Consider the following 18932-nt stretch of genomic DNA (forward strand, 5'->3'; position numbering starts at 1 on the left):
GGGGGCGGCGAGCTCCCGGTCTTCCCTGCGCCCTCGTTGCGGAGGGTCTTCAGATCGATGCAAAGCTCGGACGCCGGGTGCGTCGCGAGATCGATGCGGTGTGGGCGGCCGTGGCGCAGACCTTTCGTTTTGGTGTCTGAAAGATTCACAAATCGAGAGGTCGCATGCGCAGGCGCGACGTTGCGTGCTCAAAGACAAGCGCCGCCTTGGAAGGCGGCGCCAGGTTGGACTTTCGCTCTTGGTCACTACATCGAGGCCGGCGGCACGTCACAGCCGTTGAGGTCGGAGAGGCCGCCTTCGTTGTCGAAGATGTGGCCGCTGGCCGGCGCGGCGGGATTGAGCGGCGTCAGCGTGACGGCGTTGCAGGTCAGCCCAGTGATGTTGCGCAGCCGCATGAAGATGCCACTCGCATTGGCCGAGGTGATGCTCACTCGGTTCAGCGCGATCTTCAGCACCGGCGATTCCGGCAGGCCGATAATGAGGCCGCCGGTGGTGACGACATTGCGCACCGTCTTCGGATTGGTGGCGGTGAGATCGGAGATCGTGATGTCATGCACATGCGGCTGCGTCGCCGGAATGTGCGGCTGGCTCAGATCGCCCTGGGTTGCGCTGGGGATGGTCGGATAATATTCGCTGATCGAGATCGGCGTCGTCACGTCGGTCATGGTCAGCCGCTCGATCTTCATGTCGGAGATATCGTTGCCGCGGTCGCGTCCGGTCTTGATGCGGAAGCCGTTATCGGTGCCGAGGAAGGTGATGTCATGGGCGTGAATATGGCTGACGCCATTGACGGTTTCGCTGCCGACCGACATGCCATGCCCGCGCTTGAAGGTCGAATTCGCGATGTGGACGTGGGTCAGCGGGAGCTTCGGCAGATTATAGGGTGGCTTGTAGTAGGCGAAGGTCGGGACGCCGGGAACGGCAGGATCGATGCCGGGCAGGCCGGACTTCATCGCGATATCGTCGTCGCCGGTGTCGATGTCGAGATGGGTCAGCCGCACGTCGGTCGAGCCGACCAGGTCGACGCCGTCGGTGTTGGGCGCGCCGGTCGTATCATTGGCGTTGTTGTAGACGCGCAAGCCCTCGACGATTACGTCGGTGTCGTAGCGCAGGCCGAGGTCCCACATCGGCGAGTTGGTCAGCAGCACGCCCTCGATGCGGATGTGCTTGGAATTGTAGAACTCCACCAGCCAGGGGCGCGGCAGGCCGTTCGAGGTCGGGATATCGGGAAAGCCGGGATAGGAGGTCAGCGTCTTGGCGTTGGCGGCGAGCTGCCACCAGCTCAGCGCGCTCGGATTGTCGCTGGTCGCGGCCGCCGCCGGGTCGGCGCCGGAGCCGTCGATGGTGCCGTCGCCAATGATGCCGGATTCGACGACGTCGACGGCCGATATCATCGCCTCGGGCTTGCCCGGCAGGGTCGGGCCGGTGCCGGTCACAGTGGGATCATTGGCAAAGCGGAAGGGATAGCCGATGAAGGCCGGCTGGTAGCGGCTGTGGTCGGTGGTGTTCTTCAGCACGGTCGGCGCATCGATGCGCAGATAGACCCGGCTCTTCAGCTCGATCGGCCCGGTGATATAGGTGCCGCCGCCGCTGATCCGGACGATGCCGCCGCCGGAGCGGGCGCAGCGATCGATCGCGGTCTGGATCGCGGTGGCGTTGTCGGTCTTGCCGTCACCCACGGCGCCATAGCTGTGCGGATCGCACTGGCGGAAGCGATCATCGCGGTCGCCGTAGTCGCGACCGCCGCGATCGTTCATGATGTCGTTGGCCCGTGCGGTCCCCACCGCCGCGAGAGATGCGACGCATCCGAACGCCAGGATCCATTGCAGACGCCGCTTGCCCATGACTTCCTCCCGTTGTGAATAGTTATTTTTGGTTGTGCGAAAAATTATCGGAAACGAATGGTGGGGTAAATCGGGCGGGCGGGATCACCAACGATGTTGTTTCGGCATCGAAGCGGTGCAATGTCAGCATTGATCCGGTTCCCGCAGCACATCGTCTGCTTGGTCTTATGCTTGGAGGTCTGTCATGTCCGAAACGTCAGCCCGATCTTTGGTCCCCGATCTCGCGCGCGAGGCGGCAGGCATCCTGACTGCGCTCGGCGTCGCGCCTCAGTCCATCGTGGGCGGCACCTTGGCGGCGCATTCACCGATCACGGGCGAGGTGCTGGGGCATGTGCATGAGAGCGGCGCCGCCGAGGCGCGCGCCGCGATCGAACAGGCGCATGCGGCCTTTCTGCGCTGGCGGCTGGTGCCGGCGCCACAGCGCGGCGAGCTGGTGCGCCTGCTCGGCGAGGAGCTGCGCGCCAACAAGGCCGATCTCGGCCGGCTGGTCTCGATCGAGGCCGGCAAGATCGTCTCGGAGGGGCTCGGCGAGGTCCAGGAAATGATCGACATCTGCGACTTCGCGGTCGGGCTGTCGCGTCAGCTCTATGGTCTCACCATCGCGACCGAGCGTGCCGAACATCGCATGATGGAGACCTGGCATCCGCTCGGCGTGACCGGCATCATCTCGGCGTTCAATTTTCCGGTCGCGGTATGGGCCTGGAACGCGGCGCTGGCGCTGGTCTGCGGCAACAGCATTGTCTGGAAGCCATCCGAGAAGACGCCGCTGACGGCGCTTGCAACCGATGCCTTGCTGGCGCGGGCGATTGTCCGCTATCGGGATCAGGGCGGGCAGGCGCCGGAGGGGCTATCGGCACTGCTGCTTGGCGGCCGCGACGCCGGCGCGGTGCTGGTCGATCACGCCAGCGTGCCGCTGGTCTCCGCGACCGGTTCGACCGCAATGGGGCACGTGGTCGGCGCGCGTCTCGCTGGCCGCTTCGCCCGCGCCATCCTCGAGCTCGGTGGCAACAACGCCGCGATCGTCGCACCGTCGGCCGATCTCGATCTGACCTTGCGTGCGGTCGCCTTCGCCGCGATGGGCACGGCCGGCCAGCGCTGTACGACCTTGCGTCGCCTGTTCCTGCACGAGGACGTTTATCAACGCTTCATGCCGCGGCTCAAGCAGGCCTATGCCTCGGTCGCGGTTGGCAATCCCTTGGAGAACGGCACGCTGGTGGGACCGCTGATCGATGCGCGGGCCTATCAGGCGATGCAGGCGGCGCTGGCCGCAGCGCGCGGCGAGGGCGGCCTGGCGTCCGGCGGCGAACGCATCATGGTCGGCGGTTGTGAGCAGGCCTATTATGTGCGGCCGGCACTGGTGGAGCTCGCAACGCAGGCCGGGCCGGTCGCGCAGGAGACCTTTGCGCCGATTCTCTATGTGATTCCCTATCGCGATCTCGACGCCGCGATCGAGCTGCACAATGCGGTGCCGCAAGGCCTGTCGTCCTCGATCTTCACCAACGATCTGCGCGAGGCGGAGATCTTTCTGTCGGCGCGCGGCTCCGATTGCGGCATCGCCAACGTCAATATCGGCCCGTCGGGTGCCGAGATCGGTGGGGCCTTCGGCGGCGAGAAGGAGACCGGGGGCGGCCGCGAGTCCGGCTCGGATGCATGGAAGGCCTATATGCGCCGCGCGACCAACACCGTGAATTACGGCCGGACGCTGCCGCTGGCGCAGGGAGTGAGGTTCGACATCGCGTGAGGTCGGAGCGGGCTCGGATCGGTAGGGTGCATCGCTGTGCGGAGCAGGGGGAGCGAGGGAGCTGCAGGGCGATTCATTCCGGCCGCTTCGGCGGCTGCAGCGAGCTATTGGTCCAGCCGATCGCTCTCGGCGAGTGCAGCGGATCGGGGCCATCGCAGGTCGGACAGGTCAGCTCTTTTCGTCCGTCGGCCTGTTCGCGCACGGCAAGCGACCTGCCGCAGGTCGGGCACAGCTTGCGTCGTGGCAGTTCGGGTGGCTTGGCCAAGGCTCCGTCTCCCTGGTCGAAGCTAAGGGAGAGAGATCGGCTTGTGGAATCACTTATGTGAGTATTGCGGACGGACGCGTGCTCGAATTCATCGCGATTGCACCGCAGCCCGGGCTGGCCGCGACCGTGTTGCGTCTGTCGCATTCAGAGCAGCGGGTAAACGATCCTCTGCTAGGACGCGAAGGCGAGCCCGGCCATCATCAGCCCGATCGCGGCAATCCAGCCGCCCAGCGCGCGCAAGGCGATGCCACGCCAATCCTTCGAAGTATCCTTCGAACTATCCTTGGAGCTGTCGGAGAGCGGCCCGCGGAAGGCGAGCGTCAGCGCCATGATCAAGGTGATCGCAGCGTAGCCAGCGCAAGCGAGGCCGCCCGCGAACAGCAGACGGTCGGTGTTGGGGGCGAGATCGCTGGCGTTGGCGGCGCCCCGCAATGCGGCCAGCGCGAAAGCCATCACGCAGAGCAAAACGGTCGGCACGCGCGCACCGGCGGCCAAAAGCAGGCCGAGCACGACCGCGATCACAGCATCGATCGCGGGATTGGCCGCAATGGTCCCAACTCTTGCGCCCAGCGCCAGGCCGGCCAGCAGCCCGAGCGGAAACAGCGCGACCAGCCAGCGGCCGCGTGCGGCGCCCAGCGAGCCCGCGAGCAGGCCCATGGCCAGCCAGAGCAGGACGTCCTGGAGATCGGTGAACGGGTGCAGCGCGCCGGCATAGAAATCGCCAAGCCGGATCGCGACGATGTGGGCCTCGGCCGCAGGCGCCTGCGCGAGCAGCAACGCGGTGGCGATCAGGCCGTGCTTGAGCGTGCGCCTCATGCGGAGGCTCCCAAACTATGAAGCAGGAAATAGCCGCCGAGCAATGCGATGATGGCGCCCAGTCCCTGGACGATGCGCTCACCGGCCGGCCAGCGCGTCAGGGTGCCGATCACGATCCCGCAGAGGTGCAACAGGCCGGTGGCGACGACGAAGCCGATGCCATAGGCGAGCGGATTGGCGGAGCCGGGCAGCTCGGCGCCATGGGCGTGACCGTGAAAGATCGCGAATACCGCAACGATCGCGGCAGCGGCGGCAAAGGGCAGCTTCAGCCGCAGCGCGACCGCGCCGCCAAGCACCAGCGCCGACAGAGCGATCACGACCTCCGGCATCGGCAGCGGCACGTGCAGGATGCCGAGCACACCGCCGAACGCCATCACCAACGGGAAGGTGATCGGCAGCACCCAGATCGCAGGCGCGCCGAGCTGCGCGCCCCAGATGCCGACCGCGACCATCGCGATCAGATGATCGGCGCCGGTCAGCGGGTGCAAGAGCCCGGCCGCAAGGCCGCCGCCGACATCGGCCTGTTCATGGGCAAGCGCCGGCTGCGAGAGCAGAATGGCGGCTGCGGCGAGCGGCAGGGTGCGGAGAGAGCGCAATGACATGGTTCAATCGCGGGTCATGTGGACAGAACAATGAGGAGGCGGCCGATGAACCAGAACATCGCCACCGAGCCGATGGCGTAGGCGGGCAGCGCCTCGCCCCAGCGCGGCAGGACCGCGTCGAGCCGGCGATGCGCCCAGATCAATGCGAGCACCAGGAGCACGAAGGCGAGCTGGCCGATCTCGACGCCGACGTTGAAGAACAGCAGCGCCGGCGGCAGCAGGCGGCGCTCCAGCCCGAGGCCGGCGAGCGCGCTCGCAAAGCCGATGCCGTGCACAAGGCCGAAGGTAACAGCGACAGCCCAGGGATAGCGCGCAGTCCATCCGATCTCGCCGCGCTGCTGCTTCACGATCTCGACGCCGACGAAGACGATGCTGAGCGCGATGCAGGCATTGAGCGGGCGCTCCGGCACGCCGATCAGGCCGAAAGCCGTCGCCGCAAGCGAGGCCGAATGGCCGACCGTGAAGGCCGTGATCGTCTTCACCAGCCGCCAGCCGCCGTTCACGATCCAGATCAGGCCCAACACGAACAACAGGTGATCGGCGCCGAGCAGGATGTGGTCGATGCCGTAGTTGATATAGGTCTTGGCCAGCTCGAGCCAGGTATCGATCGTCGGCGCATCGGTGCCGAGCACGGTCACGACCGGGTTGGCGGTCGAGATCGTGTAGCTGCGCGGCTCGCCTTTGAGCGGAATGATCTTGATCAGCGCCGCCGACATGTCGGCGCCGAGATTGCCGATCGTGATCTGGCCGACCAGGCCCTTCTCGCCGCAGTTCAGCTCCGGCAGACGCAAAAAACAATGCGGCGGGACCTTGAGGTCGACGCGATCGGCCCCAACCGTGGGCTCCATGGTCCAGAGCCCGATGAAGGCGCCGGGCCGCACTTCACGAAACTCGAGCACCCCCAGCGTCGCCTCATGGGCGAACAGGGCGCGAGGAAGGATCAGCGCCGTGACAAGCAGCAGCGCGATCCGCAGATAACGGAGGTCGATCACTGCTCGTACCGCACTTTGTAGTTGGCCTTGAGGCGGGTCACCGCTTCCCACGCCTGTTTGCGGGTCTCTTCGGTGTGCCACATCTTAGCGACGTCGTCGCGCACGTCCTCGAATTTCGCGGGCGTGCCCGGCTCGCGGGAATCGAGCCGCACCACGTGCCAGCCGTCCTTCGACTGCAAGAGACTCCATTCGCCGAGCGGCAGCTTCAACAGCCCGTCGCTGAAGCTCTGGCCGAAGGCGCCGGCGAGGCTTGCGACCGGGCGGCCAAGAATGGCGCGGGTCTGGTCGCGCAAATCCTCGGTTTCGCGCTGCGCGCGGATGTCTTCGAGCTGTTGTTGCGCAGTCGCCTGATCGGTGGGGGGCGTCAGAAAGAAGCCAACACGCTCCGGCGCGTCGAAACGGGCATGATTCTCTGCAAACCAGGTCTGGAGCTGCTCGTCGGTCGGCTGCGGCACACGAACCTGGTCGAAGATCAGGAGTTGCAGCTTGAACGCCACGCGATCACGGATCATCTCATCGCCACGATCGACGCCGAGCGCCTTGCCCTCGCGATACAGAATCTCGCTCGCCACCCAGGCCTCGACCATCTTCTGGATGTCGGCCTCGGTCGGCTTGCGCTCCTTGTCCTCGTCGAAATTGTCGATGAAGGATTGCCGCATCGCCTTGGTGACCACGATCACCTTGTCGTCTTTCGCGGGCGGATGAAGAATCCGGTCTCCCGCGAAGATCAGGCCGCCCAGTACAGCGAAATGCAGGAGCGGCTCGCGAGCGAGCTTCCGCAGCGCGGAAAGCGGCGAGCGTGCATTGCTCGCGTCGCGCTCGCTCGGCTTGCTGTTGCTGTGGTCGGAAGGAATTGCGGAGGCAATATCAAGAGTGTGTGTCGCGTTCGACATCGCGGGCGAAGCCATACTTCTTACAATTCTGCGGGACAGCAAGTGCGGCGCGTATATGCAACGGCCAACTTACTGTTGTCACCCGGCAATCCGCGCTGTCACAAAAATTTCGCACGCCGATGCGGCGGTGCATTTTTCCCCAAAGCAGTGATCCCTAATAAAACCTTCAACAAACTGTCTCCGAGATTTGATTTGGTCCGAGCTGCGAAGAAATTGGCGCGCCGCGTCAGCGGTGGGCATTTTCGTATTTTTGCACTCGTGAAAATTCTGTAGGGGCAACTACATGGTTCCGTCTTCCAAGAAGATCCTGCTGACAGCGGCCTCGGTGTCGCTGGCATTGACGCAGGGCGCCACCGCCGACGAGCGGTTCGGCGAAAAGCATAGGGGCAATCCCTATGTCGCTGGCGATATGCACAATCACAATACCTGCACCGACGGCTCGGTTGCCGCGGGCTACTCGATCGATCGTTCGGTGGGTACCGGTACGGCGGCTGCGGGCGGCAACAACTTCAATCTCGACTGGTTCACGCTCGGCAACCACGGCGGTTCCGGCAACCGCGACTGCCGCTTCAGCGACACCAGCGCGAACATCCCGGGCGACACCACGACCACCTGGAGCCAGACGCTCGGTCAGACCATCGACGGCATCACCATCACCAGCCTGAAGGGCACGCCCAACGGCAGCGGCACCGGTCAGACGATGTGGCGCTGGCAGTCGATCAAGGAAGTCGAATATCCAATCATCGTCAACCGCACCTCGATGTACGACAAGGTGCTGGTCGAAGGTCTGGAGTGGATCGTCCCCGGTCACGAGCACACCGACGTGGCCGTGATCTCGGGCCAGAATCCGCGCGGCTACGGCAATGCCGACAAGATGGCCGAATATGAATTCCGCTTCGACCGCGCCGACACCGACGCGATCGGCCCTGTCGACGCCAGCAACAACCAGATCTGGACCGGCAAGGACAACGTCAACAACTCCGGTACCGCAGGACACGGCAAGGCTGTCGCCGGTATCCAGTGGCTGCAGGCGAATTATCCGCTGACCTCCTACGCGATTCCGACGCACACCGAGCGCCAGGGTCCGTTCAATGCCAGCGGCACTGCCGGCTACAACATCGAGCACTTCCGCGACTTCAACAATGCCGGCCCGACCGTGGCGTTCGGCATCGAATCGCCCGGCCACATGGCCCAGGGGTCGAAGAGCGGCGGCTCGGGATCTTACGGCTCGGGCGCGGTCGGTGGCGGCACCTACGGCATGGCCGGCATCTACACCGCCAAGGTCGGCGGTCTGTGGGACGGCATGCTCGGCGAAGGCCGCAACACCTTCGTCTATGTCAGCTCCGACTGGCATAACCGCGGTGCATTCGGTGCGCGCGATGCCGCGACGACGTCGGACTTCATTCCCGGCGAGTACACCAAGCTCTACGTGCCGAACAAGGATGATTTCCGCGCGCAGTCGATCATCGACGGCATGCGTTCGGGCAATTCCTACTCGGTCAACGGCGACATCATCGGACCCGACCTGAAGTTCCGCGCCAAGGGCGAGTGGGATTTCGACTGGAAGACCATGGGCGAAACGCTCGAAGTCTATCCGGGCGAGAAGATCGTGGTCGAGATGCAGCTGACGATCCCGGCCAAGAACAACAGCCCCTACAGCTTCAACAACCCGCTGTTGGCGCAGGTCGGTATCAACCAGCCGCTGAACAAGCCGTCGCTTGACCACGTCGACCTGATCACCAGCGACATTACCGGCGTGATCCAGCCGGGCGCTCCGGGCTATGCGGTGGCGAACGCCGCCGGCACTGCCGGTGCGGCGATCGTCTACAACACGTCGGCCAAGATCGCCAAGCAGATCAATGCCACCAAGATGAAGAGCGAGAAGCAGAAGGACGGGTCCGTCCGGCTGAGCTTCACGACCACCTTCACTGCGACCAAGACGCCGTTCTACATCCGCGCGCGCGGCACCAATATTCCGGTTGCCACGCCGAACGTGACGGACAGCGCCGGCAACCCGCTGCTGGACCTCAACAACGCCAACGTCAGCTGCACCGATGCGGCCTGCCCGGCACATCTCGATGTGGTCAATGGCGTCAAGAAGGTGACCTACGACGTCCAGGCCTACTCGAACCTCTGGTTCTACGCGAACCCGATCTTCGTGCGGCCTTTCGGCACGCCGAAGCTTCTGGTCGAGAAGAATGCGGAGCTCGCTCGCAAGCTGGCGTTCGAGCACAATCACTGGAACAACTGGGATCACTGGGGCCATTGGGGTCACTGGGGTCACTGGGCCTGGAACGACTGATTGAGTCGCATCCTCAATGGCGGGCACCGTGTTCGGTGTCCCGTCAAGACAACGAATGCGAAGCACCGGTTTCTGCAACCGGTGCTTCCTCTCTTGGGGGATATTTTGAGTCGAATTGATCGTCTTGGGTTTTGTCTTCTCGTCACCGGCGTTTGCAGTCTGGTCTTGATTGGCGGCGCGCGGCCGGCATCGGCCGAAGAGCCGACGCGTGAGGCTTGCGAGGCCGCTGTTGCCGAGGCCAGGGGGCTGGCCGCAACCTTTCCTGCGGATGATATCTCGCGCTATTTCGCCGAGCGCCACCTGCATCAGGCGCTGGTCGAAGCGGGGAACGGCGAGTTCGACGATTGTCTCGAGGCGGTCGAGCGCGCCACGGTGGAACTACGCGAGCACCGCCACGCCCTGAAGCCCGGTGAGCGTCTCAACGTGCTGCAGGCCAACGAGCTGCCGCCGCGCTGAACAGGCGCCGGCGCCGCGTTGTCATTCGCCTGTCATGCTCCTGGGCACATTGTCCGCCGGATTTCAGACACGCTGGATGCCTTGAGCCATGGATACGATCGAGCCGCTTTTCCCGATTCCGCTGATGCGATCCCCTGGTCTCTTGAGCGCAGAGTTGAAGGACGCGGCCGTCGCGGCGATCCGCAGCGCCAAGATCGAGACCAATCTGCGCTCGGGCCAGCTATTCCACACCCAGGTCGCCGATCCCCGCAACAACAACCTGTTTCAAGCGATCGCGGAGCTCGCGGTGCCGAAGCTGGTGGACTTTGGCGAGCTGCTGTTCGGCGAGAAGCTGCAATGGACCGTCAAGGAGATGTGGACCAACATGCTGGAGACCGGCGGCAATCAGACTTTGCACGCCCATGCCAACAGCTTCATCTCCGGCGTGTTCTATTTGACGCCGTCGCATCCCGCGAGCAACACCGTCTTCGTGCGCCCGCCGGGCGGCTATGATTTCTCGTTCCGCCACCATACGCGTGGCGCTGCCGTCGGGCCATACAACGCCGGCAAGTACATGCTGCCGGAGGCGGAGCCGGGCGACCTCGTGCTGTTCCCGAGCTATCTCTATCATGAGGTGCCGCGAAACCAGGGCGAGCAGCGGATCACGATCGCCTTCAATGCGATCCCGGATCATCTCGACTGCTGGGGCTATCGGGTCACCTTCGCTCCCTAGGCGCAACGGGGGTTAGCGGCCGAATTCACGGGCCAGCAGCTCGCTGGCCTCACGACGCGCTGGCGCTGCCGCCGCGATCGCCTGCAGCAACTGTTGTGCTGCAGCCCGGTCGGACCCGAGCAGTGATTTCGCCATGCCCATCAGCGGCACATAGGCAGGATCGAATTCAGGGCTCGCGCGCAGCGCCTCGAGCAGGCCGGGCGAGGCCGCCTCGATCAGCGCCTTGCCGCGGGGATCACCCGGCAGCGCGGCGCCGGCCTCGAGAAATCGATCGCGGGCGCGCCAGTAAGCAGGGAGCCGTTCGGAGAGAGCGTCAGGTTGGGTCAGCAGTTCGGCTGGATCCGGCTGCATGGTTCTGATCACCGACAGCAGCAGCGACCAGGGCGGCGCGGTCAGCGCGACGACATTGCGGCGCGCGTCGAAGGTCACGAACGGATAGTCGTCGGTGTTGCGCGGACCTTCGCCGGCGAAGGCGGCGAGGGCATGCGGACCACCGACATACTGCCCGAGCAGGTCGATCGGAGCCTCGAATCCCAGCGGTTGCACGACGGCGCGCGTGGTGGGAGCGCGCAACCGCGCGGCAAGCGCATTCAGATCGAGATCGCTCGCATCGACGGGGCCGATCAGCGCCAGCATCGGGGTGCGGACGCTGTAGTGATTGAGCCAGGCTGATCCGTTCGGATAAATCGCCAGAAAGCTTCGGATGATCGCGCGCAAGGACGGCAGATCGAGCTGATACAGCGGCAGCCATTGACAGAAGATGCCGCCGGGCGCGAGCCGCCGTTTCACGGCCGCGAAATGCTCGGTCGTATAGAGCGCGCCGCTGCCGTCGAGCGCCGGATGAAACAGGTCGGCAACGATGACGTCGTAAGAGGCCTGGTCCGCAACCACATAGCGCCGCGCATCCGCGACCGTGATCGGTGGCATGCGGTCGTTGGCGGCCGGATTGGCGAAATAGGGCAACAGCTCGACCACCTCTCGCGACAGCTCGACGCCGTGGACGCTGACATCAGGCATGTGCGCGGCCCCGATCACGGTGGCGCCGGTGCCGATGCCGAGAAACAGCGCACGCTTCGGGGCCGGGTGCAGCAGCAGCGGCAGTGTCGCCTGGCGATAGTCGGAGCGGGCCGAGCTGGTGCCGCCCATCCGGAAATGGCCGTTGATCTCGAGATAGCGCGTGCCGGAGACATCATCGACGACGCTTGCTGTGGCCATGGGTCCTTCGCGCATCGCGAGCAGCGAGCCGCCGGCGGGAACGCGGGTCAGCAGCGGAGTCGGGCGGAGCCAGAGCACGAGCGCCGCAAGCAAGGGGGCGGCAGACCACACCAATGCGGTCCGGCGTACCGGCACAAGCAGCAGGTAGGCGAGCGCGACAGGCAACAGAGCGGTCCAGGCGCCGAAGCCAGGGATCAGGATTTGCGCTGTGACCAACGGTGCCAGCGCAGCACCGGCGCCGTTGACGCCGACCGCCCAGCCCAGCGAGCCGCGCTGATCGCGGACGCGCTGAGCCAGCTGACCGAACAGCGCGCCCATCGCCGCCGACGGCACCAGGAACAGCGCCATCGCCACCGCAAGTTCACCGATGATGCCGGCCTCCCGCGCGAACTCGGCCATGTCAGGGATTGCGGGCACGAGGAATGCCGTGGCCAGACAGGCCAACGCCGTCCCGCCCAGCAGCCAGCCTTCTCCGCTCTCGCGCGCGCGGCTGGGCATTCGTTGCCAGATCAGACCGCCTGCAGCGGTGCCCAGCAGGTAGGCCGCAAGCAGGCCGGCGAAGGTGAAGACCGTATCCTCGAGCACCTGGGCTGCAAGGCGCACCACCAGCATCTCGAAGGCAATACCAAGAAAGCCGGTGGCAAACAGCGTGAGCGTCAGCCGCGGGCTATCGATCGTGCGCGGCAAATTCTCGACGTCTGGCTTGGTCGACCGCATGGTCCGACCGAGCGCAAGCGCGCCGAGCGCGCAGAGCAGATTGATGCAGGCGAGCGCAAGCAGGGTGCCGGAGAAGCCGAGCGCAGGGATCAGCAGGAAGGTGGAGGCCAGCGTGCCGGCGACCGCACCCGCGGTGTTGGCGCCGTAGACGCCGGCACTGACGCGGCTCGCACCGCGCCATTCGCGCGTGATCCGCTCCAGCACGGCAAGCGTGCCACCCATCGCGATGGTCGCAGGCAGCAGCGCCAGCGTCGGCAGTGCGAAGCTCGTGGCCCACAGCAGCACCGGCGCCGGCTCGGTGCCGAGCAGCGGGGCGAGGGTGCGGCCTGCGGCCGGCAACAGCCAGACCGCGACCACGCCCCATAGTCCGATGACGGTTTCCAGTGCGGCATAGACCCGCGCAGGCGAGCGGGTGCGGCGGATCAATCCATCGAGCGCGAAGGCGCCGAGCGCAAGTCCGGCGAAAAAGCCTGCGACGGAGCCGAGCACGGCCATCATCTCGGTGCCAAGCGCAAGGCTGAGCTGCCGCGTCCACACGATCTCATAGCCGAGCCCCGCAAAGCCCGAGGCCGTGACGATCGGGATCAGCGCCCAGCTTGCCGGACTTGTGTGTCGCGCCGATGCCTCAGTGGCGAGCCCAGTCGCTGTGATGCTCTGCGGCGCTGCCGAGTTGCGGTCGGTATCAGAGGAGATGGTGGTCATCGCGATGCTTTGGTGGGCTCACAGCGGCACGCTGCGGCCTGCGGCGCATCCCGTGTCGTGCAGCAGTGTCTTATGACCGCCACTTGACAGAAATATTAAGCGGTCCCGCTTGAGATCAGGCCGGCAGGACGCCATGCTACCAGCCGGATGTCGGGTAACGCGGACATTGGACTTGATGCAGATACGGCCAAGTGAAGACCTGCTGCTCATTATCGATGTGCAGAATGATTTCTGCCCCGGGGGCGCGCTCGCCGTCGGCGATGGCGATGCGGTGGTGCCCATCGTCAACCGGTTTGCTGCGAAATTCGACCAGGTGGCGCTGACGCAGGACTGGCATCCTGCCGGCCATAGCTCGTTTGCCTCGAGCCATCCAGATGCCGAGCCATTCCAGACGGCGACCATGGCGTATGGCCCGCAGACCCTGTGGCCGGACCACTGCGTGCAAGGTACGCCGGGTGCGGCGTTCCATCCGGGTCTCGAGACCGACAAGGCACAGCTGATCATCCGAAAGGGCTTTCGCCGGGCGATCGATTCCTACTCGGCGTTCTATGAGAACGACAAGACCACACCGACAGGCCTTGCCGGCTATTTGCGCGAGCGGGGGCTGACGCGCGTATTCCTGGTCGGGCTCGCCACCGATTTCTGCGTGCACTATTCGGCAATGGATGCGCGGCAGCTCGGCTTCGAAGCCGTCGTGATCGACGCCGGCTGCCGGGCGATCGATCTCGGAGGTTCGCTGGCGCGCGCTCATGCCGAGATGGCCGAGGCCGGCGTGCAGCGGATTGCGGATCTCCCGTAAGCGGGACATTCGGAGATCAGCAACCGCGCCGATGCGGAACCCCCTTACCAGGCTGCGCATTGCTTGGACGGCGCACACAGAAGAAAGCGCGGCGCAATGACGCAGTCCGGCCCCAGCTTGCGAGGCCGCATCAGGGTAGTGGGGCGCTTTCTACCTCAAGTCGCAAATGAAAATGCAATGGGCTTTGCACAACCCACATCTGGGTGTTGTTGGCTGACAGGGACAAATACGCCGAACTTGTGAAGCTGTTCATAGGACAACCTTGAGTGGTCTGTTTATTGGAGCATCCGCGAGAGCGTCGCCGTCGGACTCCAAGCGCTTCCGACATCGATAGGACTTCAAGGTTCTCTCGGTCGCCTGACGTTTGGGAATCCGTCAGCGAGGCCCGTCGCGCCCATGCTCGATGCGAATCCAAATCCACGGAGGGAGACCAAAAATGTGTCCACGTGATCTGATGTGGGACTCAGTCAAGGTCCTTGGAATGATTTCGGCCGTCGCTACGACCGTCGTCCCGGCTTCCGCGCAGCAAGTGCCCGCAAGCCCGCTGGCAGCGGCGCCCGCCGACAATCGCTATCCCGATGGAAGCAGGTTGCAGGCGCAATATGCGTCGGTCAATCAGTCGGTCGCGTTGCCGGCGGCGTCGGCCGCGGTGCGCGCCGCGGCTGCAGGATTTGCGTCTGCCGCCGCGGTGCAGACCGATCTTCCGGACGGCTATTCACTGCTGCCGGCGACGGCGAGCCATATCGGCGCCGCCGACCGGCAGGCGAGTGTGGCGCCCGGGGCGAACCCGACCGCCGCTGCCGCGGCTGCAACGGAAAAATTCATCACGGTGTTTCCGTTGGCTTACCATGGCGTGCCCTTGTCGAAAGGAAGCGACTATCTCACTGTCGTCGCGGGTGATGGCCGTGTTCTGGTGACGCGCAAGCGCGGCATGCCGAACACATTCGATGCCACGCAGCCGACGGTCGCACCAGCCGCTGCGGTGCAGGCGGCACGCCGAGATGCCGGCGCCGCCTTCGGGGGGCCCGACCCGCGGCCCGAACTGCAGATCTGGGTCGACGATCAGCAGAAGGGAAATCTGAGCTGGACATTCACACTCAGCTCCGGCGCGCCCGGTGACGCCAATGTGCGCAAATACTGGGTCGCTGCGGTTGGTGAACCGCGTGTGCTGAACTGGGAAAGCGAAGTCTATCACACGCAAAGCGGCATCGTGACCGGTAATATCTGGGCCACGAGCCCGTCGCCGACGACCGCGAACCGCGCCTTGGAGGAGCTTGAGGTCTCGCGTCAATCCGACGGCGTCACGCAGATCACAGGAGCCGATGGACGCTACGGATATTCGACCGCCGCTCCCAGTACCGAAATTCGCGCGAAGCTGCGTGGACCGTTCTTTGTCATCAACAATCAGTCCAGCCCCAGCATGGAGACGGCACAGAGCGGACCAGCGAGCTCGTCGGTCAATCTTAATTTCGGTGCCGGCGGAGATGACCAGCTTGCTCAGACATCCGCATTCTACTGGGCGAATTTCGCCCGCGATCTCGCCCACAACATCCTCGCTCCGACCGATCTCGCCAATCTGCCGGTGCTCACCAACATCAACAATAGTTGTAACGCCTTCTGGAACGGGTCATCGCTCAACTTCTTCAAGGCCGGCAACAACTGCCCGAACACGGCGTATTCGGACGTCGTGATGCACGAGTATGGTCATGGAATCGATGCCGCAAAGGGCGGGATCGTGCACGCCGGCTACAGCGAGGGCTTCGGCGATTCCCTGGCGGTGCTTGCGACGCGTCAACCCTGCGTCGGCCGCGACTTCTTCGGACCGGGCACCTGCCTCAGGCCGGCGAGCGACGTCGTGCTGTGGCCTGCCGCAAGTCCTGACCCGCACGTGGTCGGCCGGCCCTATGCGGGCTTTACCTGGGAGCTCGTGCAGCAGCTCAAGCAGACGTTTTCGGATGATGAGGCCTATGCCATCGCAGCACGCCTCGTGCTCGGCGCAGCTGCCGCCAATCCGGCTGATGTCGCCGACGCCGTTCGCCTGAGCTTTATCGTCGACGACAACGACGGCAACCTCGCGAATGGAACGCCGCATTTCCGTGCCATCGCGAACGCGGCAGACTCCCGCAAGATTCCGCGGCCGGCCGATCCCCCTGTCGGTGGACCATCGGTTGGCGCATCGGCTTCGTTCCCATGGACGCCGGTGAAGACCGTCAATGCGAACAGCAATATCCTGCAGGCGACCATTCATTTGGACAAGCCGGGTCAGGTCCACATCTCGGCTGATACCAGTGCCAGCAGCACCGGACCGGTTCAGTTCGAGAGCGGCGTCTACAACGGCGCGCAGCCGAATGTCGTCTGGACCGACTCCTATCGCAGCTTCAGCCTGCCAGCCGCCAACCAGTGGGCGGCGATGGAGACCAAGTTCGCCATCGATCTCCCGGCTGGCGACCACACGATCTACTGGAAAGTGTGGATTGCCGGAGGATCGCTCTCCCTCAGCTCTGGCGTGATGACGATCGAGGCTTTCGAGGCGGCCGGCGGGCCGGCGGCGCTCACGACGGTCGCGCTCGGACAAAACCAAGAGCCCGGCGTGACGGTCGGCATGTCCGCGACGAACCCAACGCGCAGTCCACCCGGCCTGCCCAACATCTCGCTGTCGCGAGACGATGGAGGACGCGCAATCACGGTCCTGCAATAGAGCGCGCCAAAGGGGCGGACGGTTCGTCCGCCCCTTCCGCAAACGATCTCGGTCACTATGTTCAAATCATGAGACGGCAGAACCCCAGCATCAGGCCTCTGGCTGCAGCACGTGTCGTGTTGCTGGCGTTGGCTGCCATCATGATGCAGTCCGTTCCGTCGGGCGCCGCCAACTGCGCGGGTGGTCCCATGCTTACGGTCAAGGATTCGCAGGACGGATTTGCAGGGAAAACCGGGACGATCTGGACCATCAACGCGGACTGCAGCTATGAAGTCGCGCAGTTCCGTGGTGCAGAGATCAGCGCGCCACATCGGCGCGGCCAATTGACGCCAGAGCAGCAGGCCGAACTTGCAAAGGTGCTCGCGGCCGCGGGCCTCAACAGCCTTCCGTCCCAGATCGGCGACATTCCGCCGGTCAATGCTCATCAGCTCTCGATCGAATATCAGGGCAGAACGATCGTCCTCAGCCTGGGCATGGGCAATGAGGCGCCCGATGCAAAATCGGGCCCCGCACAGCGCGTGATTGAGGTCAGCAACGCGGTGAGGGCTGCGACCGGGATTCAGTGACGAGGAGCGGCGACCCGCTCCTCCTCTGCGTCGTGAATGGAAATCCGACGAGGCACCTCAGGCCGCCGCATCGATGTTCGGATCGGCGATCGCGCCGGCGACACGGACGCGCACCCGCAACGCATTGCCCGGCAGGTAGGCGATCGGCATGTCCTCGACATCGACCGTCTTCAGGCTCTCGCGCTCGGCGCCGGCCTGCACGGCGCGATCCTCGGCGATGGCACGTGCGGCCGCAATCGCCTCGTCGCGGGTAAGATCGCGGAACACCTGGTCGGCCTCGCCGCTGACCTGCGCGATTGCCGCGCCGACCGCATTGGCGCAGTCACCATGGGGCACGCGGACGATCTCGGAAATGCCGGGTAGCCGATCCGGCACCAGGAACGCGCCGCCGCCGACCGCAAGCAATGGCACGTCGCCGGCCTCGGTCTTCATGCGGTCGATGTCGTCGGCCAGCTTGCGATGGGCGTCGGCCAGCGCGGCCTCGATCAGGCTCTTGCCCAGATGCGCCACACGCGAGCGGTTGCCGATGTCGACGAGGCCTGCTGCGACCGCGATATCGGTTGCGGTCAGCCTGTTGCCGCCGAACACCAGCGCGTCCTCGGTCAAGCGATAGCCGACGCTGAGCGGGCCGACGCGGACCGGATTCTCATCCACATGGCTGCCGCCGCCGAGCCCGATCGAGAGCAGGTCGGGCATCCGGAACAACGTTCGAACCCCGCCGACCTCGACCACCGCATTGGCCTCGCGCGGAAAACCGTGGCGCAGCTGGCCGATGTCGCTGGTGGTGCCGCCGACATCGACCACCATCGCATCGTCGAGACCGGAGAGATAGGCTGCGCCGCGCATCGAATTGGTCGCGCCCGAGGCGAAGCTCATCACCGGAAATGCGGTCGCGATCTCCGCCTGCATCACGGTGCCGTCGTTCTGGGTCAGGAACAGCGGCGCATCGATGCCGGAATCGGCAATCGCCTTGCGGAAGGCGGCGACCGTCGTCACCGCTAGATCATGGAGTGCCGCATTCAAGAGCGCGGCATTCTCGCGCTCGAGCAGACCGATGCGGCCGAGGTCGTGCGACAAGGTGACCGCAACGTCCGGGCAGATCTCGGCAAAGATCTCACGCGCGATGATCTCGCAACTCGGGTCGAGCGGAGAGAAGGACGAACTCACGGCCACCGAGCGCAAGCCCTTGTCCTTGATGTTGCGCGCTGCCGCTTTCAGTCCTGCGATGTCGAGCGGCATGAACGGACGGCCGTCGTAGTCGTGGCCGCCCTCCAGCATGATCACCTCGCCACTCACCAGCGCGGCGAGATCGGCCGGCCAATCGCAGAACGGCGGCAATGTGGCGGAGGCCGGCATGCCGATCCGGATGGCGCCGATCTTCTGCACATGGCGGCGTTGCACGACCGCATTGATGAAATGCGTGGTGCCGATCACGACCGCATCGACCGGTACGGCCGCCGCCGGCTTGCTGCGCAACGCCTTCAACGCCTGAAGAATGCCGGAGGTGACGTCGGCCGTGGTCGGGCACTTGACGGAATGAACCACCTTGTCGTCCGCAATCAGGACGGCGTCGGTGTTGGTGCCACCGACATCGATACCAATACGCTTCATC

Annotated in this window: 15 protein-coding genes; 7 read left to right on the forward strand and 8 right to left on the reverse strand. The window is 65.0% G+C overall.

All coding sequences use genetic code 11. From position 1 onward, the window contains the following. Window positions 1-245: 245 nt before the first annotated feature. Window positions 246-1844: a glycosyl hydrolase family 28 protein gene (locus tag BRAS3843_RS25640; RefSeq protein ID WP_008972002.1), complete on the reverse strand. Its 1599-nt coding sequence runs from the start codon at window positions 1842-1844 to the stop codon at window positions 246-248. Window positions 1845-2028: 184 nt separating this feature from the next. Here BRAS3843_RS25640 and BRAS3843_RS25645 point away from each other — a divergent pair, with 184 nt between their 5' ends. Further along, window positions 2029-3585 (forward strand): aldehyde dehydrogenase family protein, encoded by a 1557-nt coding sequence (locus BRAS3843_RS25645; protein ID WP_008972003.1) that lies wholly within the window; start codon window positions 2029-2031, stop codon window positions 3583-3585. Between the two features lie 73 nt (window positions 3586-3658). Here the strand turns inward: BRAS3843_RS25645 and BRAS3843_RS25650 are convergent, their stop codons facing one another. From BRAS3843_RS25650 to BRAS3843_RS25670, 5 genes are all read right to left on the reverse strand, one after another. After that, complete coding sequence (locus tag BRAS3843_RS25650; RefSeq protein WP_008972004.1) at window positions 3659-3850, reverse strand: hypothetical protein; 192 nt, start codon at window positions 3848-3850, stop codon at window positions 3659-3661. Window positions 3851-4021: 171 nt separating this feature from the next. After that, window positions 4022-4666, reverse strand: coding sequence for a HupE/UreJ family protein (locus BRAS3843_RS25655; protein WP_008972005.1), 645 nt, complete (start codon window positions 4664-4666; stop codon window positions 4022-4024). Then, complete coding sequence (locus BRAS3843_RS25660) at window positions 4663-5268, reverse strand: HupE/UreJ family protein (protein WP_008972006.1); 606 nt, start codon at window positions 5266-5268, stop codon at window positions 4663-4665. The genes BRAS3843_RS25655 and BRAS3843_RS25660 overlap by 4 nt, the downstream gene beginning before the upstream one ends. Before the next feature lie 14 nt (window positions 5269-5282). After that, window positions 5283-6260 carry a HupE/UreJ family protein gene (locus BRAS3843_RS25665; protein WP_008972007.1) on the reverse strand — a complete coding sequence of 326 codons (978 nt, stop codon included), beginning with the start codon at window positions 6258-6260 and terminating at the stop codon, window positions 5283-5285. Continuing rightward, window positions 6257-7153, reverse strand: coding sequence for a peptidylprolyl isomerase (locus BRAS3843_RS25670; protein ID WP_139024971.1), 897 nt, complete (start codon window positions 7151-7153; stop codon window positions 6257-6259). Before BRAS3843_RS25670 ends, BRAS3843_RS25665 begins: the two co-directional genes overlap by 4 nt. 283 nt (window positions 7154-7436) lie before the next feature. Here BRAS3843_RS25670 and BRAS3843_RS25675 point away from each other — a divergent pair, with 283 nt between their 5' ends. The 3 genes from BRAS3843_RS25675 to BRAS3843_RS25685 all read left to right on the forward strand — a co-directional run bounded on the left by BRAS3843_RS25675 (window position 7437) and on the right by BRAS3843_RS25685 (window position 10623). After that, on the forward strand, window positions 7437-9455 hold the full coding sequence (locus tag BRAS3843_RS25675; protein WP_008972009.1) for a hypothetical protein: 2019 nt from the start codon (window positions 7437-7439) through the stop codon (window positions 9453-9455). Continuing rightward, a complete protein-coding gene (locus tag BRAS3843_RS42595) occupies window positions 9456-9911 on the forward strand; it encodes a hypothetical protein (RefSeq protein WP_347379589.1) in 456 nt (151 codons plus the stop codon). A gap of 88 nt (window positions 9912-9999) precedes the next feature. Then, window positions 10000-10623 (forward strand): 2OG-Fe(II) oxygenase family protein, encoded by a 624-nt coding sequence (locus BRAS3843_RS25685; protein ID WP_008972011.1) that lies wholly within the window; start codon window positions 10000-10002, stop codon window positions 10621-10623. 12 nt (window positions 10624-10635) lie between these two features. Here the strand turns inward: BRAS3843_RS25685 and BRAS3843_RS25690 are convergent, their stop codons facing one another. Further along, window positions 10636-13257 carry a spermidine synthase gene (locus BRAS3843_RS25690; protein WP_008972012.1) on the reverse strand — a complete coding sequence of 874 codons (2622 nt, stop codon included), beginning with the start codon at window positions 13255-13257 and terminating at the stop codon, window positions 10636-10638. Between the two features lie 175 nt (window positions 13258-13432). On the opposite strand from BRAS3843_RS25690, the gene pncA reads away from it, so the two are divergent. The 3 genes from pncA (at window position 13433) to BRAS3843_RS25705 (ending at window position 17320) form a co-directional block, all read left to right on the forward strand. Beyond that, window positions 13433-14056: a bifunctional nicotinamidase/pyrazinamidase gene (pncA, locus tag BRAS3843_RS25695; RefSeq protein ID WP_035982759.1), complete on the forward strand. Its 624-nt coding sequence runs from the start codon at window positions 13433-13435 to the stop codon at window positions 14054-14056. A 436-nt stretch (window positions 14057-14492) separates the two neighbouring features. Next, on the forward strand, window positions 14493-16754 hold the full coding sequence (locus BRAS3843_RS25700) for a hypothetical protein (protein ID WP_008972014.1): 2262 nt from the start codon (window positions 14493-14495) through the stop codon (window positions 16752-16754). 68 nt (window positions 16755-16822) lie between these two features. Beyond that, window positions 16823-17320, forward strand: coding sequence for a hypothetical protein (locus BRAS3843_RS25705; protein WP_008972015.1), 498 nt, complete (start codon window positions 16823-16825; stop codon window positions 17318-17320). A 57-nt stretch (window positions 17321-17377) separates the two neighbouring features. On the opposite strand, the gene BRAS3843_RS25710 is transcribed toward BRAS3843_RS25705, so the two are convergent. Next, on the reverse strand, window positions 17378-18931 hold the full coding sequence (locus BRAS3843_RS25710) for a hydantoinase/oxoprolinase family protein (RefSeq protein WP_008972016.1): 1554 nt from the start codon (window positions 18929-18931) through the stop codon (window positions 17378-17380). Window position 18932: the final 1 nt, after the last annotated feature.

Origin of the sequence: Bradyrhizobium sp. STM 3843 (genome assembly GCF_000239815.1) — a bacterium.
Lineage (GTDB): Bacteria > Pseudomonadota > Alphaproteobacteria > Rhizobiales > Xanthobacteraceae > Bradyrhizobium.